14 protein-coding genes are annotated in these 16366 nt (G+C 63.4%); 4 read left to right on the top strand and 10 right to left on the bottom strand.

Translation table 11 applies throughout. The features are described from left to right. The first annotated feature begins 597 nt into the window (after positions 1 to 597). On the top strand, positions 598 to 2073 hold the full coding sequence (locus FLM21_RS08485) for a sensor domain-containing diguanylate cyclase (RefSeq protein WP_148715161.1): 1476 nt from the start codon (positions 598 to 600) through the stop codon (positions 2071 to 2073). A gap of 82 nt (positions 2074 to 2155) precedes the next feature. Further along, on the top strand, positions 2156 to 4165 hold the full coding sequence (locus tag FLM21_RS08480) for an NADPH-dependent 2,4-dienoyl-CoA reductase (protein WP_148715160.1): 2010 nt from the start codon (positions 2156 to 2158) through the stop codon (positions 4163 to 4165). Positions 4166 to 4172: 7 nt separating this feature from the next. Here FLM21_RS08480 and FLM21_RS08475 read toward each other — a convergent pair whose 3' ends face one another. The 9 genes from FLM21_RS08475 to hemN form a co-directional block, all read right to left on the bottom strand. Continuing rightward, positions 4173 to 4859 (bottom strand): alpha/beta hydrolase, encoded by a 687-nt coding sequence (locus tag FLM21_RS08475; protein ID WP_148715159.1) that lies wholly within the window; start codon positions 4857 to 4859, stop codon positions 4173 to 4175. 143 nt (positions 4860 to 5002) lie between these two features. Next, positions 5003 to 6544, bottom strand: a complete 1542-nt coding sequence (locus FLM21_RS08470) for a SpoVR family protein (protein WP_148715158.1) — start codon at positions 6542 to 6544, stop codon at positions 5003 to 5005. Between the two features lie 28 nt (positions 6545 to 6572). Continuing rightward, positions 6573 to 7856 (bottom strand): YeaH/YhbH family protein, encoded by a 1284-nt coding sequence (locus tag FLM21_RS08465; RefSeq protein WP_148715157.1) that lies wholly within the window; start codon positions 7854 to 7856, stop codon positions 6573 to 6575. Positions 7857 to 7993: 137 nt separating this feature from the next. Next, positions 7994 to 9916: a PrkA family serine protein kinase gene (locus FLM21_RS08460; protein ID WP_148715156.1), complete on the bottom strand. Its 1923-nt coding sequence runs from the start codon at positions 9914 to 9916 to the stop codon at positions 7994 to 7996. A 232-nt stretch (positions 9917 to 10148) separates the two neighbouring features. Beyond that, complete coding sequence (locus tag FLM21_RS08455) at positions 10149 to 11105, bottom strand: GGDEF domain-containing protein (protein WP_148715155.1); 957 nt, start codon at positions 11103 to 11105, stop codon at positions 10149 to 10151. Then, the gene (locus FLM21_RS08450; RefSeq protein WP_246120850.1) at positions 11105 to 11725 is read right to left on the bottom strand and encodes a chemotaxis protein CheC; all 621 of its coding nucleotides are present in this window, start codon (positions 11723 to 11725) and stop codon (positions 11105 to 11107) included. Before FLM21_RS08450 ends, FLM21_RS08455 begins: the two co-directional genes overlap by 1 nt. A gap of 11 nt (positions 11726 to 11736) precedes the next feature. Next, positions 11737 to 12105: a response regulator gene (locus tag FLM21_RS08445; RefSeq protein ID WP_148715154.1), complete on the bottom strand. Its 369-nt coding sequence runs from the start codon at positions 12103 to 12105 to the stop codon at positions 11737 to 11739. Between the two features lie 107 nt (positions 12106 to 12212). Further along, positions 12213 to 12872, bottom strand: a complete 660-nt coding sequence (locus FLM21_RS08440; protein WP_148715153.1) for a sulfite exporter TauE/SafE family protein — start codon at positions 12870 to 12872, stop codon at positions 12213 to 12215. A 3-nt stretch (positions 12873 to 12875) separates the two neighbouring features. Continuing rightward, positions 12876 to 14285: an oxygen-independent coproporphyrinogen III oxidase gene (gene hemN / locus FLM21_RS08435; protein ID WP_148715152.1), complete on the bottom strand. Its 1410-nt coding sequence runs from the start codon at positions 14283 to 14285 to the stop codon at positions 12876 to 12878. Positions 14286 to 14408: 123 nt separating this feature from the next. On the opposite strand from hemN, the gene fnr reads away from it, so the two are divergent. After that, the gene (gene fnr, locus FLM21_RS08430) at positions 14409 to 15152 is read left to right on the top strand and encodes a fumarate/nitrate reduction transcriptional regulator Fnr (RefSeq protein WP_148715151.1); all 744 of its coding nucleotides are present in this window, start codon (positions 14409 to 14411) and stop codon (positions 15150 to 15152) included. A gap of 4 nt (positions 15153 to 15156) precedes the next feature. Further along, positions 15157 to 15744 carry a hypothetical protein gene (locus tag FLM21_RS08425; protein WP_148715150.1) on the top strand — a complete coding sequence of 196 codons (588 nt, stop codon included), beginning with the start codon at positions 15157 to 15159 and terminating at the stop codon, positions 15742 to 15744. 52 nt (positions 15745 to 15796) lie between these two features. Here FLM21_RS08425 and FLM21_RS08420 read toward each other — a convergent pair whose 3' ends face one another. Continuing rightward, the gene (locus FLM21_RS08420; RefSeq protein WP_187360147.1) at positions 15797 to 16342 is read right to left on the bottom strand and encodes a phasin family protein; all 546 of its coding nucleotides are present in this window, start codon (positions 16340 to 16342) and stop codon (positions 15797 to 15799) included. Between the last annotated feature and the right edge of the window lie 24 nt (positions 16343 to 16366).

Here is a 16366-nt window from a genome sequence, read left to right as displayed (position 1 = left end):
TGCGCGACCAAATTAGTCCCGACTTATTCTGTTATCCAGCTGACTTTTGTTGCAGGATACGAGCGGTAGTCTGATCGGCATGAACGGAAAGCGCAGCCGGAGCTCGCCGACCGCGCACATTGCCCATTTTTTGACCGGTGGCCCGCATTGCCTGTGGGATCAGGCACTTGCCGCACTTACCCACAGCCCGTGCACATCGTTGCGCCCAGACGGCGTGGACAACCTGGGAATGACCCCGTTTCTGTTCACATCGGTCGCCACAAGCCGCGCCCAGACTGTGTTTTCCGTCATTCCGGGCAGGCTCAGCCGCTTTTTTGGGCAGCGCACCGGCGCCCCCTTGGCGACAAGGACTTAGCACAACTATCCACAGCCTTTCCCCACCGTTCTGCCCAACTGCTGTGAAGAAGCGTCAAGGTACTGCCCATTTCTTGAGCAGCCGGTGATTTCATACGGCGATCAAGCACTTAGCGCAGCGATCCACAGCCTCTCTACAAGGTTGCTCCGGCAAGGCCGTGGAAAACCCGGTTTTATCCACGCCGCGCCCTTGCGGGGCCGCCCCGGCCCGCCTAGTCTGGGCAAAAACCAGACCGAGCCCGCATGCCCTCCCGCCCCCCGCCGCTATTCAATGAAAAACGTCGTCTGCTGACCTTGCTGACCCTGGTGGTGATTGCCGGCTTTCTCGCTACCAGCTTCAGCGCCTTCCTCGCCTCACGCGACAGCGTGCGCGACGGTATCGCCGCCGAATCGCTGCCACTCACCGGCGACAGCATCTATTCCGAGATCCAGAAGGATCTGCTGCGCCCGGTGTTCATCTCGTCACAGATGGCGCACGACACCTTCTTGCGCGACTGGATGCTGGACGGCGAGGAGAACGCCGACCAGATCCGCCGCTACCTGGCGGAGATCCGCCTGAAGAACCAGACGGTGACGAGCTTCCTGGTCTCGGCCAGGACACTGCACTATTACAATGCCGACGGCCTGTTCAAGCAGGTGAGCGAAGGCGAGCCGCGCGATGCCTGGTTCTTCCGCGTGCGCGACATGGCCGCGGAGTTCGAGACCAATGTCGATGCCGACATGGCCAATCGCGACACCATGACCATCTTCATCAACTACAAGGTGTTCGACTACCAGGGGCGCTTTCTCGGCGCCACCGGCGTCGGCCTGACGCTGGGCACCGTGGCAAGGCTGATCGACAGCTACGAGACGCGCTTCCAGCGCCGGGTGTTCTTCGTCGATCGCAGTGGCCACATCGTGCTCACCGGCCGCTCGTTCTCCGCCAGCCAGCGCACGCTATCGCAGCTGCCGGGCTATGCCCCCGTCGCCCCGGCACTGCTGGCCGGCGGCGCACGGCAGCAGCAGTTCAGCTATGCACACGGCGATTCGACCACGCTGGTGAATTCGCGCTTCATTCCCGAGCTCGGCTGGTTCCTGGTGGTGGAGGAGAACGATGCTCAGGCACTGGCGCCGGTGCATGAGGTGCTCTGGCGCAACCTGACGATCAGCGCGGTGATCACGCTCATCGTGCTCGCCATCGCGCTCTATGGTGCCAACCGCTACCAGAGCCGGCTGGAGCAGCTCGCCAGTACCGACCGGCTGACCCGGCTGCTCAACCGCCAGGCCTTCGACCTGGTGTTTCAGCAGGCCATTCGCGAGACCGAGCGCGATGGCAGCCCGCTCTCGGCCATCCTGCTCGATCTCGATCACTTCAAGGCAGTGAACGACCGGCGTGGCCACCAGACCGGCGACCAGGTGCTGCGCCAGGTGGCAGAACTGCTGCGCGATACGGTGCGTGACAGCGATGTGGTGGCGCGCTGGGGTGGCGAGGAATTCGTGGTGCTGCTGCGTGATTGCCCAGAAGAAGAGGCTGCGCGGTTGGCCGAGTTGTTGCGCAGCCGCATCGCCAGCGAGATCGCGGTGGCGGGCCGGCCGCTCAGCGCCAGCCTCGGCGTCGCCGAGCACGAACGCAGCGATCCGCCCGAGCGCTTCTTCGCCCGACTCGATGCCTTGCTCTACCGGGCCAAGGCGGGCGGGCGCAACCAGGTCGCCGTCGACGCGCCCAGCGTAGATGTTTGAAACGCCGGCTTAACTGCAAACCCCAATGCCAGCGGCTGGCCACAGCGGCTAAGTTACAGTCAGCCCCTATCGGACTTCGACCATGCAGCGCTATCCCGCCCTCTCCGCCCCGCTCGATCTCGGCTTCACCCAGCTCAGGAATCGCGTGCTGATGGGCTCCATGCACACCGGGCTGGAGGAGGACCCGGCCGGCGGCACACGGCTGGCCGCGTTCTATGCCGAGCGAGCGCGCGGTGGTGTCGGCCTCATCGTCACCGGCGGCATCGCGCCCAACGCAGCCGGCCGCATCTACCCGGGCGCCGCCATGCTGGCCGACGCCAGCGAGCTGCCGCGCCATCGCGAGGTGACTGAGGCAGTGCATGCAGCCGGTGGCAAGATCGCGCTGCAGATTCTGCACGCGGGGCGCTATGCCTATCACGAGGGCGCGGTCAGCGCCTCGGCCATCACCGCACGTATCTCGCCGTTCACGCCGCACGCGCTGAGCGAGCTGGAGATCATCGACACTATCGCCGCCTTCGCCCGCTGCGCCGCGCTGGCGCGCGAGGCCGGCTACGACGGCGTCGAGATCATGGGCAGCGAGGGCTACCTGATCAACCAGTTCTTGGTGCGCCGGGTGAACCAGCGCAGCGACGACTGGGGCGGCTCGTTCGAGAATCGCATGCGGCTCGCCATCGAGATCACCCGCGCGGTGCGCAACGCCGCCGGACCGGACTTCATCGTGATCTTCCGGCTGTCGCTGCTCGATCTGGTCGAGGACGGCGGCACGCTGAGCGAAGCCATCGCCCTGGCCCAGGCGCTGGAAGCCGCCGGCGTCACCCTGATCAACACCGGCATCGGCTGGCACGAGGCCAGCATTCCCACCATTGCCGCCGTGGTGCCCCGCGGCGGCTTCTCCTGGGTAACGGCCCAGCTCAAGCCCTATGTGAAGGTGCCGCTGATCGCGGTGAACCGCATCAACACGCCGGATGTGGCCGAGCGCATCCTCGCCAGCGGCGAGGCGGACATGGTGTCGCTGGCGCGTCCGCTGCTGGCCGATCCGGAATTCGTGCTCAAGGCCGAGAATGGCGCTGCCAGCGAGATCAATACCTGTATCGCCTGTAATCAGGCCTGTCTCGACCATGTGTTCGAGGGCAAGCCCGCCAGCTGCCTCGTCAACCCCCGCGCCTGTCGCGAGACGGAGATCGTGCTGCGGCCCGCGCTGCGCCGCCGCAGCGTGGCCGTGGTCGGCGCAGGGCCGGCCGGTCTCTCCGCCGCGCTCACCGCCGCGCAATGTGGCCATCTGGTGACACTGTTCGAGGCCGGCGATGCCATCGGCGGCCAGTTCCGCATCGCGAGCCAGGTGCCCGGCAAGGACGAATTCAGCGAGACGCTGCGCTACTTCGGTGTGATGCTGGACAAGCACGGCGTGGACATCCAGCTGAACCGCCGCGTCGGCGTCGACGAGCTGACAGGCTTCGATCACGTGATCGTCGCCACCGGCGTGGTCCCGCGCATTCCGGACATCACCGGCGTGGACCACCCGAAGGCCGTGACCTATCCCGCCGTGCTGCGCGGCGAGGTGGCAGTGGGCCAGCGCGTGGCCATCGTTGGCGCCGGCGGCATCGGCGTAGATACCGCGGTGTTCCTCTCGGAAACCGATCAGCCCGACCACATTGCCGCCTATGAGGCCGATTGGGGCATCAATCCGCAGCTGGATACCGCCGGCGGCCTGAAGCCCGCACAACCGGCGAAGAGTCCACGCGAGATCTGGCTGCTGCAGCGCCGCGCCGGCAAGCCGGGCGCCGGCCCCGGCAAGACCACCGGCTGGATCCATCGCCTCAGCCTTGCCGCACGCGGCGTGCACCTTGTCGGCAGCGTGGAATATGTGGGCATCGGCGACGACGGCCTGACCATCAAGGTAAAAGGCGAAACCCAGACACTGGCCGTCGACCACGTGGTGATCTGCGCCGGCCAGGAATCGGACAACGCGCTCTATGCCGCGCTGCAGGAAGCAGGTCGAGCAGCCACACTGATCGGCGGCGCAGAAGAAGCCCGCGAGCTCGATGCCAAGCGCGCCATCGAGACCGGAATGCGGGCAGCGCTGGCGCTTTAGCGCACCATCAGCGGCCGAAGTGCCGCCGCAACCAGGCACCGATCTCCTCAGGCACGAAGGCGGTCCCCCCTTCCAGCAGCTGGGTGCCGTGGCCGGCGGAATCGAGGATGTGCAGCACCACTTCGCCTTGGTCTTGCTTGAGGAAGCGCCGCGCGGCGCTATTGGCGCCGCTATCATAACGGCCGGCATAGATCGCGGCAGAGCGGCCGACGAAGGCCTTCATCATCGCCGCACCGAAGATCTCGTTATCCGACGGCGAGAGGGCCACCACCGTAGGGCAGGCGGGCCGGCTGGCGCAGGCCTGCAAGGCCAGGTTGGCACCGGCGCTGGCGCCGACCAGCGCAACCTGCTTGGCCGGTACCCCTGGCTGCGCCGTCAGCCACGCAAGCCAGGCGTCGATGTCCTTCGGCGCCAGTTGCCAGTCGATGCCGCCTCCGGTCTGGCCGAAACCACGCAAGTCAACCGCCAGCACCGACCAGCCCGCCGCCTGCAGCGTCGGCAGCAGCGGCGCCCAGGTCTTGCGCCCTTCCGGTACCGTCATGTGCAACAGCACAACGGCGCCCTTGCCGGCCTCGGCGGCCGGCAGCCAATCACCATAGAGTTTCAGCCCGTCGGCGGCGTCCAGGGTAACGGTCTGGGCCGCGGCAACGCTGCAGGCCGCAGCGAAGGCAAGTGATCCGATCCAGCGCTTCATGTGGTGCCTCCTGGGCGATCAACAGAAGCGCAGTATCGGCAGCCCATCAGGACGTTGCCATGGCCGGCCATGCATGGCGGTCATGCGCACCGTGCATGACCATCCAGCCCCCTCCTGCGGCAGGTCTGCGAGGCCCTTCCCGCCTACTGCCCGTGCCGCTTCTCCAGCCGGCACTCGTAGCACAGGACTGCCCGACCCTCGTCGTCCACGCTCTCCAGCTTCACCGTGAAGCCCCACAGCCGTGCCACATGCTTGAGTACCTCGTGCACGCTGTTGGCGAGTGGACGGCGGTTGTGCTGGTAATGGCGCAGCGTCAAGGTACGATCACCGCGGGTGTTCACGTCGTACACCTGGATGTTCGGCTCACGGGTGGCCAGGTTGTATTGCTCGGCCAGCTTGCGCCGGATCTCCGCGTAGCCCGCATCGTCGTGGATGGCCGAGACCTTGAGTCGGGATTGCTCATCGTCGTCCAGGATGGAGAAGAAGCGGAAATCGCGGATCAGCTTGGGCGAGAGATACTGGGCGATGAAGCTCTCGTCCTTGAAATTGCGCATGGCGAAATCCAGCTGGCGACGCCAGTCGGTGCCGGCCAGCTCGGGGAACCACTGCTTGTCCTCGTCGGTAGGGTTCTGGCAGATGCGCTGGATGTCGCGATACATCGCGAAACCCAGCGCATAGGGATTGATGCCGTTGAAGTACGGGCTGTCCACTCCGGGCTGGGCAACCACGCTGGTGTGGCTGTGAAGGAATTCGAACATGCTCGCGTCGGTGAGCAGGCCCTCGTCGTACATCTGGTTCAGCAAGGTGTAGTGCCAGAACGTGGCCCAGCCTTCGTTCATCACCTGCGTCTGCCGTTGCGGGTAGAAATACTGCGCGATCTTGCGCACGATGCGCACGATTTCCCGCTGCCAGGGCTCCAGCAGCGGTGCGAACTTCTCGATGAAGTAGAGCAGGTTCTCCTGCGGCTCGGCGGGAAAGCGCTGCGGCGACGCGGTTTCCTCGAGCTCTGTCTGCATGCGCGGGATGGTGCGCCACAGCGTGTTCACCTGCGTCTGCAGATAGGCCTCGCGCTCGGCCTGGCGTGCGCGCTCTTCGGCCAGCGACAGCTTCTGTGGCCGCTTGTAGCGGTCGACGCCGTAGTTCATCAGCGCATGGCAGGAATCGAGTAGTTCCTCCACGGCCTCCTCGCCATAGCGCGCCTCGCAATCGGCGATGTATTTCTTGGCAAACACCAGGTAGTCGATGATGGCATCGGCCTCGGTCCAGGTGCGGAACAGGTAGTTGCCCTTGAAGAAGCTGTTATGACCGAACGAGGCATGCGCGATCACCAGCGCCTGCATCGTCATCGTGTTCTCCTCCATCAGGTAGGCGATGCAGGGATTGGAGTTGATGACGATCTCGTAGGCGAGCCCCATGGCGCCGCGCGTGTAGTTCTTCTGCGTGGCGAGGAAATGCTTGCCGTAGCTCCAGTGGTGGTACATCACCGGCATGCCCACCGAGGCGTAGGCATCCATCATCTGCTCGGCGCTGATCACTTCGAGCTGGTTGGGATAGGTGTCGAGCCCGAAATTGTGGGCGATGCGGGTGATCTCGTCGTAGGTGGACTGGATCAGCTCGAACGTCCACTCGGAGCCTTTGAACAGCGGCGTGCGCACGGGGGCATCGGTGTTGGCGACTGCGGTCATGGCGATCTCCGTGTTGCCGGGATGCGGTTCAGGCGGCGCTGCGCTCGCCCAGGCCCGCTTTCTTGAACAGGTCGCGGAACACTGGCCAGATCTGGCCAGCATCCTTGATGCGTCGCATCACGAAGTGACGATGCTGCGCCGCCACCTGCTCATACTCGTACCACAGGTTCTGCGGCTCTCCCTCGGTGATCTCGACGTAGGCGTAGTACTGCAGCAGTGGCAGCAACTCGTTGGCGAGCAGCTCGCGGCAGTGGGGCGAATCGGAATCCCAGTTGTCACCGTCGGAAGCCTGGGCGACATAGATGTTCCAGTCCGCGGTCGGGTAGCGCTCGTGGATGATCTTCTTCACCAGCTTGAGCGCCGAGGACACCACCGTGCCACCGGTATCGCGGGCATGGAAGAACTCGTCCTCGTTCACCTCGAAGGCCTGGGTGTGATGGCGTACGAACACCACCTCGATCTTGTCGTAGGCGCGCTCGAGGAAGAGGTACAGCAGGATGAAGAAGCGCTTGGCGATGTCCTTCTTCATCTCATCCATCGAACCCGAGACATCCATCACGCAGAACATCACCGCCTGCGTGGTGGGGTTGGGCACGCGCACCCGGTTGCTGTAGCGCAGATCGAACGGGTCGATCCACGGAATGCGTGACAGCCGGGCCTTGTGCTCGCGGATTTCCTGCATCAGTGCACGGATTTCCGGGTCGTGCTCGTCGCGGCTTTCCAGCAGCTCGTCGAGCTTTTCCTGTGCGGCATTAAGCTCATCCATCGGCAAAGCGGAAAGCGCGATGCGTCGACCAAGTGCACCCCGCAGGCTGCGCAGCACGTGGATGTTGGTCGGCGTGCCATCGCTGGTGAAGCCGGCGCGCATCGGCTTGAAAGTGGTGGTCTGCGCCAGCTGCGTCTTGATCAGGTTGGGCAGCTCCAGATCATCGAAGAAATAGCTGAGGAATTCCTCCTTGGTGAGCGTGAACACGAACTCGTCCTGCCCATCGCCACCGTCGCCCGAGCCGCCGCTGCCACCCGCGCCCCCCCCGCCCTGCGGGCGCTCGAACTCGTCCCCACGCAAGTATTCCTTGTTGCCGGGGTAGACGCGCTCGGTCACCCCGCCTTGCGTATGGCCGAAGGTCGGCTCGCCGATGTCCTTCACCGGGATCGACACCTTCTCGCCGCGCTCGATATCGGTGATCGAACGGTCCTTCACCGCCCGCGCCACCGCCTCCTTGATCTGGCCACGAAAGCGCTTGAGGAAGCGCTCGCGGTTCACCGCGGACTTGTTCTTGCCGTTCAGACGCCGGTCTATCAGATGGAACATGGCAACTCCACGAACGGGGTGGGCCGGCGATACGGCAACCACCTTAGGCAGCCCGCCCCGTTCTCAACGGCTGTGTCCAGCCACTCCGGGCGAACCCACCCGGTGGCCACCCCTTACTCCCTGCCCGCGCCCTGGTATCAGGACGATTTGCGCACCCGCAGATACCATTCGCACAACAGCCGCACCTGCTTGGCGGTGTAGCCCTTGGTGACCATGCGATTGACGAAGTCCTCGTGCTTCTTCTGCTCCTCGGCACTGGCCTTGGCATTGAACGAGATCACCGGCAACAGCTCTTCGGTGTTGCTGAACATCTTCTTCTCGATCACCGAGCGCAGCTTCTCGTAGCTGGTCCAGGTCGGGTTCTTGCCAGCGTTATTGGCACGCGCACGCAGCACGAAGTTGACGATCTCGTTGCGGAAGTCCTTGGGGTTGCTGATGCCGGCTGGCTTCTCGATCTTCTCGAGCTCGTTGTTGAGCGCATTGCGATCGAAACTCTCGCCGGTATCCGGATCACGGTATTCCTGATCCTGGATCCAGTAATCGGCAAAGGTCACGTAGCGATCGAAGATGTTCTGCCCGTACTCGGAGTAGCTCTCGAGATACGCCGTCTGGATTTCCTTGCCGATGAACTCGACGTACTTCGGCGCCAAGTGTTCCTTGAGATAGCTGATGTAGCGCTGTTCAGTCTCCTGCGGGAACTGCTCGCGCTCAATGCTCTGCTCCAGCACGTAGAGCAGATGCACCGGGTTGGCCGCCACTTCCTGATGATCGAAGTTGAACACCTTCGAGAGAATCTTGAACGCGAAGCGGGTGGAAAGCCCGTTCATGCCCTCGTCGACGCCGGCGAAGTCGCGGTACTCCTGGATGGATTTGGCCTTGGGATCGATGTCCTTCAGGTTCTCGCCGTCATAGACCTGCATCTTGGAAAAGACGGACGAATTCTCCGGCTCCTTCAGCCGGGACAGCACGGCGAACTGCGCCATCATCTTCAACGTGCCCGGCGCGCACGGCGCCTGCGACAACGAGGAATTGCGCACCAGCTTCTCGTAGATGTGGATTTCCTCGGACACGCGCAGGCAGTACGGCACCTTCACGATGTAGATCCGATCGAGGAAGGCCTCGTTGTTCTTGTTGTTGCGGAACTGCTTCCACTCCGATTCGTTGGAGTGGGCCAGGATCACGCCTTCGAACGGGATCGCGCCAAAGCCCTCGGTGCCCTTGAAGTTGCCTTCCTGGGTCGCGGTGAGCAGTGGATGCAGCACCTTGATCGGCGCCTTGAACATCTCGACGAACTCCAGCAGGCCCTGGTTCGCCAGGCAAAGGCCGCCCGAATAGCTGTAGGCATCCGGATCGTCCTGCGCGTATTTCTCCAGCTTGCGGATGTCGACCTTGCCGACCAGGGACGAGATGTCCTGATTGTTCTCGTCACCCGGCTCGGTCTTGGCCACGGCAATCTGCCGCAATACCGACGGATAGCGCTTCACCACGCGGAACTGGTCGATGTCGCCGCCGTACTCGTGCAGCCGCTTCACCGCCCACGGGCTGGGAATGTTGCGCAGATAACGGCGCGGGATGCCGTATTCCTGCTCCAGGATGGCGCCATCCTCGTCGTAGTTGAACAGGCCAAGCGGGGACTCGTGCACCGGGCTGCCCTTCAGGCAATAGAACGGCACTCGCTCCATCAGCTCCTTGAGCTTTTCCGCGATGGAGCTCTTGCCGCCGCCCACCGGTCCGAGCAGGTAGAGGATCTGCTTCTTTTCCTCCAACCCTTGCGCCGCATGCCGGAAGTAGGCGACCACCTGCTCGATCACCTCCTCCATGCCGAAGAACTCGCGGAAAGCCGGGTAGACCCGGATCACCTTGTTCTGGAAGATGCGCGACTGACGCGAATCGAGCCGGGTATCGATCATCTCCGGCTCACCGATCGCCATCAGCATGCGCTCGGCTGCGGTGGCATACGCCGCCGGCTCGCGCTTGCACAGTTCCAGGTATTCCTTGAGGGAAAGCTCCTCCTCGCGAGTGCGTTCGTAGCGGGACGAGTAGTGGTTGAAGATATCCATGCGGCACCTCCAGCGGCGGGAAACGGCGGCTTGCCATTTAGGCAGTGCGGAAGCGGAAAGTTCGCCCCGGCTCGACAGTTCCGTTATAGACGCGGGCAGGCTACGGACATGGCCGCATTGCACCGCAAACGTGCGGCGCGCCACAGGCGGGGGCAATGCGAGGGGAATAAAGTGTGGAGAATCAGCGACCTTGTGTGGCGATGCATCAGCACCCGCCGGCCGTCGGTGCCGATCAGGCGGAAGCGGGCTGTTGCGGCGAGTACACAGTGACGCGATTACGTCCGGCGTGCTTGGACGCGTAGAGCGCGGTATCGGCCTGCGCCACCACCGCTTCGGCAGTGGTCACGCCGGGAACGAACTCCGACACACCGATACTGGCGGTGACGGTGATCTTGTCATCGCCGGAGGTAACCGAATCGGCCGCAATCTCGAAGCGGATACGCTCGGCCGCCGCTCGCGCGCCTTCAGCATCGGTCTGCGGCAGGATCAGGATGAACTCCTCGCCGCCGTAGCGCCCGAACACGTCGGGCTCGCGCAGCACCGCCTGCGTGCGCCGCGCCACTTCGCGCAGCACTTCGTCGCCGGCGAGGTGGCCGTAGGTGTCGTTGATCTTCTTGAAGTGATCCAGATCGAACAGCAGCACGCTGAACGGCTCGACGTGATAGCGCTCGATACGCTGGATCTCGTCGTGCAAGCGCATGTCGACGTAGCGGCGGTTGAATACGCTGGTGAGACCGTCGCGATTGGAGCTCTCTTCCAGTTTCTGCATCGCCGTATGCAGCATGGTCTGGTAGATCGCGCTGTCGGTTGCGTCGATCAGCGTCACGCCCACAGCCTCCACCTCGCCCTCATCGTTGCGCACCGGCATGAAGGTGAAGTTCTGCCGCATGAAGTCGATGCCGCCGGTGATCGGCCGATTGTGGGCGAAGCGGAACAGGTAGGGCCGCTGCTCCCACGAAGTGAAGGCAAAGTTCTTCAGCACGAACACGCTGTCGATCTTCTTGGCGAGCCACTTTTGCGGCAGGTCCGGGAACAGCTCGAACAGGCTACGGCCGACCGCATCCCCGCTCGCAATGCCACTGTGGTGCGCCATGAAGCGGTTCCACAACAGCAGCTGGTAGCTGCGATCGACGACAAAGACCCCGACATTGACCTCGCTGACGATGAAGTCGGCCAGCGATACCGTCATCAAAAGTTTTCCATGAAGGCGTCGAGCGCGGATTTGAGCGTGAGGATGGACTCCTCGGGCATCAGGGTCAGCAGGTGGCAGGTGAAATCGCGCACCTCGAGCGTGAAGTGCACTTCCACCAGGAGCGCGTAGTTCCAGGTCAGCTGCTGCGGATTGATCAGCCGCCCGACCTCGACGTTCTCCGCCATGATGGTCGGCGCCGAAAAACTGAGCTTGGCCTGCAGCAATTCGGCAATGCCATTGAGGCAGGCGCCGACCAGCACATTGCTCACGTCAAGCAGCAGCTCGCGGTCCGCCGCGCCATCGAGCGCGTCTTCATAGCCCATCAGGTCGGCCAGATCGCGGCAGCCGTCCTGGTCGTAGATGACCATGGCTTCGCCGCGCAGCGTGCCATTGAAGGCTTGGCGCGCCGCAGTCACCGACTGCGGTGTGCCGACGAGCTGGACGATGCCGGTGGAAATTGCAGCCGATTCGGTGATGTTGATGCGCGGCACCGACAGCTGCACGAAGGATTCAAGGATCTGCGCCAGCTGGGAGCCGGCCTGCCCCATGGCGATGTTGGTGACTTCCTGCAGCGCGTCGCGCTGGTCCGGGGTGAGCAACAGATGATCGATCATCATAGTCCCCGCTGTCAGAGCGAAATGCCGTATTCGCGCAAGATCGCTTCGATCTGCGCGGCATCGACCGGCTTCTTGACGAAGGCCACGGCCCCCAGCTGGCGAACGCGTTCGCGCGCCATGGGCTGGATATCGGCCGAAACCACGACGACAAAGCTGTTGAGCCCTTCGCGCTGCAGCGTTTCCAGCACGGTATAGCCGTCCATCTCGGGCATGGTCAGGTCCAGGAACATGACCTCAGCCTTGCCGGCGCGATACGCGGCCAAGGCTTCGATGCCGTTGCCGGCCTGCGTGATTTCAACATCCCATGACGGTGGCAAGGCCTTGATCAGCATCTTGCGCGCCATGACCGAATCGTCGACCACCAAAATTGGCGTAGGCATCCGACGCCACTCCCCAAAGCTACTGTTTCTTGTTAGTAAGCAAATTTAGCGGAGCAGTTTAGAGCATGGCATCCGCTTTGTGGATAGGGCTTCCGATGGAAGTAGGTCTAGTGCAGCCCGGCAACCAGTCGCCAGACGCCGACCACGATCAACAACAAACCCAATATAGACCGAAGCCAGCGATAGCCAAGCCAAGCCCGTAAGCGCCCAGCCGCCGCGCCGATCAGCATCAGGTTGGGCAGCGTGCCCAACCCAAAGGCCAACATCAGCAAAATCCCATTTTCTGTCGAACCACTTGCCAGCGCAGAAAGGCTGGCCGTATAGACCAAGCCACAGGGCAGCCACCCCCACAGCGCGCCCGCCACCAGGGCCTGCCAGAACCATCGGATCGGCAACAAACGGCGCAGCAGTGGTTGCACCCGCGCCCAGACTGGCACGCCTAGCCTTTCCAGGCGGGTGAACCATGCCGCCCAGCCAGCGATATAGCAGCCCATCACGATCAGCAACAGGTTGGCCAGCCACCAGAGCACGGTCTTCACCAGCGTCAGCGCAAGCAGGCCCGGAATACTGCCGACAGCGCCGGCAATCGCCCCGATCAGCCCGTAGCCCAGCAGGCGCCCGACATTGAAGCCCAGCAGATACGGCCAGCGCGGCCCGGGTGGCAGCTGCAAAGTGAATGCGGTGACCACCCCACCACACATGCCAAGGCAGTGGCCGCCACCGACCAGTCCGGCAATGAACAGCGAAAACAGGGCGGGGTCGAGCATGGATCAGATCAGGCGGGAATAGGCGACGATGGGTTGCTGGCGGATGAGGAAACGGTCGAAGACCATGGCGATGGTCCGCACCAGCAGGCGGCCACGTGGCGTCACATCGATGCCATCCGGCCGCAGCACGACAAGGCCATCGATCTCGAGCAGCTGCAGGCGTCGCAATTCTTCCGCAAAGTACACCGAAAAATCAATCATGTAGGCCGGTTCGAACGACTCGAACGACAACTGGAACTGGCACATCAGCGCCTGGATCACCGCCCGGCGCAACAGGTCGTCGCGCGACATGGCATAGCCACGCACCGTCGGCAACTGGCCGGCATCGAGTGCGGCGTAGTAGTCGTCAAGCTTGCGGGCGTTCTGCGCGTAGTGGCCGCCCACCATGCCGATGGCCGATACGCCAAAGGCCAGCAAGTCGCAATCGGCGTGGGTGGAATAGCCCTGGAAATTGCGATGCAGATGGCCGCGCCGCTGCGCGAGGGCGAGATCATCGTCTGGCAGCGCGAAGTGGTCCATGCCGATGTAGACGTAGCCTGCGGCCTGCAGTGCCGCGATGCTGTCGGCCAGGATATCGAGCTTGGTAGTAGCATCCGGCAGCGCCTGGGCATCGATGCGACGCTGGGGCGGGAAGCGCTCCGGCAGGTGCGCGTAGTTGTAGAGCGCGATGCGGTGCGGGCGCAACGCGACCACGCGTTCCAGCGTGCGCGCCATGGTTTCGCGGGTTTGCAGCGGCAGGCCATAGATCAGGTCGAGGCTGATCGAGCGAAAGCCGTTGGCACGCGCGGCGGCGATCACCGCTGCGGTTTCCGCCTCGCCCTGCACCCGGTTCACTGCGCGTTGTACAGCCGGGTCGAAATCCTGCACGCCGATGCTGACACGATTGAACCCCATCTCCGCAAGCGCAGCCATGGTCTGCACGCCCACCTTGCGCGGATCGATCTCGATGGCATATTCGCCTGCTGGATCGAGCTCGAAATGCCGACGCACAGCCGCCATCAGCCGGGCCAGCTGCGCATCGCTGAAGAAGGTCGGCGTACCGCCTCCCAAGTGCAACTGCTGCGCTCGGGGCCGCTGCTCGATCAAGTCGGCAGTCAAGGCCAGCTCGTGCTCCAGGTAGCCGAGGTAGGGCTCGGCCTGATCGCGGCGGCGCGTGATCACCTTGTTACAGGCGCAGTAGTAACAAATCGTGTCGCAGAATGGCAGGTGGAAATATAATGAAAGCGGTTTTGTCGCCGATCCCGGCTGGCGCGCAATGACGGCCTGCTGCCAGGCAGCGGCCTGCAGCGGTCCGAAACGATCCGCAGTGGGGTAGGAGGTATAGCGCGGCCCGTGGCCGTCATAGCGGACAATCAGGTCGCGATCGAATTCGGCTTGTTGCAGCCCGGCATATGCGTGCGTCACCGCGGTCATCCGTTCTGTTTGCAGGGTCGACCAGCTTAACGTGCGGTGTCGGGGCACCTCGTTGATCGGGATCAAGGCACAATCAGCCGCCCTACGGCATACCGCCGGATGGCCATCAACCCAGGGATTCCCATGCTTTCCACCATCCCGGTGCAAGACATCAGCATCAAGCATTTACGCCAGGCCTGCTCTACCTGCAGCCTGCGCGAACTCTGCCTGCCCATCGGCCTATCCGCCGACGAGATGAAGCAGGTGGATGAGCTCGTCACCCAGGGGCGGCCCATCAAGCGTGGCGAAGCGCTTTATCGCAGCGGCGAGCCGTTCCGGGCGCTCTACGCGGTCAAGCTCGGCTTCTTCAAGACCAGTGTGGTCTCCGAGGATGGCCGTGAACAGGTTACCGGCTTTCACATGACCGGCGACCTGATCGGGCTCGACGCCGTCAGCACCGATCACCACACCTGCGATGCCGTGGCACTGGAAGACAGCCAGGTCTGCGAGCTACCGTTCACCGAAATGGAAGAACTCGCGCGCAAGATGCCGGCGCTGCAACACCATCTGTACAAGGTGATGAGCCGCGAAATCGTGCGCGACCACGGGGTGATGCTGCTGCTCGGCAACATGAAGGCCGAGGAGCGCATCGCCGCCTTCCTGCTCAACCTGTCGCAACGGTTTGCGCTGCGTGGCTATTCATCATCCAGCTTCCACCTGCGGATGACGCGCGAGGAAATCGGCAGCTACCTCGGCCTCAAGCTGGAAACAGTGAGCCGCACGCTCTCCAAATTCCAGGATCAAGGCTTCATCAAGGTCCAGAACCGACTGATCGAGATCGTGCAGATCGATTCGCTGCGGCAGCTGGTCAACAGCTGCCAGGGCTAAGGCCATGGGCCCCGTCTGCCTGACTGCGCCGACGGGGCTACGCGAGCGCTTGCTTGCCCGCCTGAGCCGCGCCGGCTGCCCGGCAGACTGGTCAGGCGAAACACCACCCTCCCCCTGGGCCGCGGAAGCGCTGCATCTGAATGTAGGGGGCATTGCCTGCTCCAAGCCACCGCCCTTCAGCGTCGACATCGCCATCATGCTCGACCACCCTGCAGCCGAGCGCCTGGGCTGGATGCTGGCCGTAGGTGGCCACGCCAGTGCGCTGCAGCGCGCCATTCCCTGGCTAGATGCCCTTTCACCCACTCCGGCTGGCTGGCTGCATGTCGGCAGCGATGGTGCTGGGGCTTTCATCGGCACAGCCAACGCATTGTGGGCCGAGCAACAGCAGCAGGTCGTTGCCTGGCTGGCTGAACGAGGGCCCCACGGCACTGCGCATTTTGATCCGGCAAGCTGGCAAGCATTGGCGAGCCATACCCAGCATCAGTTGCAACTGCTGGCCGCAGCGTATCTGGCCAAGCAGCCCGCCGAGCACGAACTGGCAACCCGCCTCGCACTCGCCATCAGCACGCTCTACCCGCAAAACCAGACGTAAAAAAGGGCAGCCGGTAAGGCTGCCCTCAACAGAACAACGGGGATAGGGTCGATCAGGCCACGGCCTTGCTCGGCTGGGCCACCGCCTTGGCGGCTTGCTCGGCGCCGGCCACGGCAGCTTGGGTGAGTTCACCGGCAATCTTCTGCGTGCTGCGCGCTACGGCATCGTAGGTGCTGGCAGCCGTTTCGAAGGCATTGCGAAACACAGCGACTGCTGCACCGGAACCGGCCGGCGCCACTTCGGCAGCCTTGTCGAGTGAGCTCAGCAGCGTCTTGTTGAAACCGAGCACCTGCTCTTCGACCAGACGATTGAGTTCATGCTGGGTAGCGCTGGCCACGTCGAACACCGAGCGGGCCGCATCGAGGGCCTTGTCGACCGACGGTTGCGCCAGCTGCTTTTGCAGCGATACCAGACCTTGCACGTCCTTCACTTCGGATAGCGCCTTGGCGGCTTCAGCTTGATTGGCAAGAACTTCACGGGCCAAGCCCAGCTGCAGGCTGACGAGGCGTTCCACCCCGTTCAGTGCGATCTGCGACAAACGCAGCGATTTTTCCAGACCAGCTTGGTTGGCTTCGTTGTACTGATGGGTGTTGAACATCGTCAGACTCCAAGGATTGTGCAT

It is taken from the genome of Chitinolyticbacter meiyuanensis, assembly GCF_008033135.1.
Taxonomy (GTDB): Bacteria; Pseudomonadota; Gammaproteobacteria; order Burkholderiales; family Chitinibacteraceae; genus Chitinolyticbacter; species Chitinolyticbacter meiyuanensis.
Note: the sequence above shows the minus strand (reverse complement) of the source record. Positions and strands in the feature narration are given on the sequence as shown.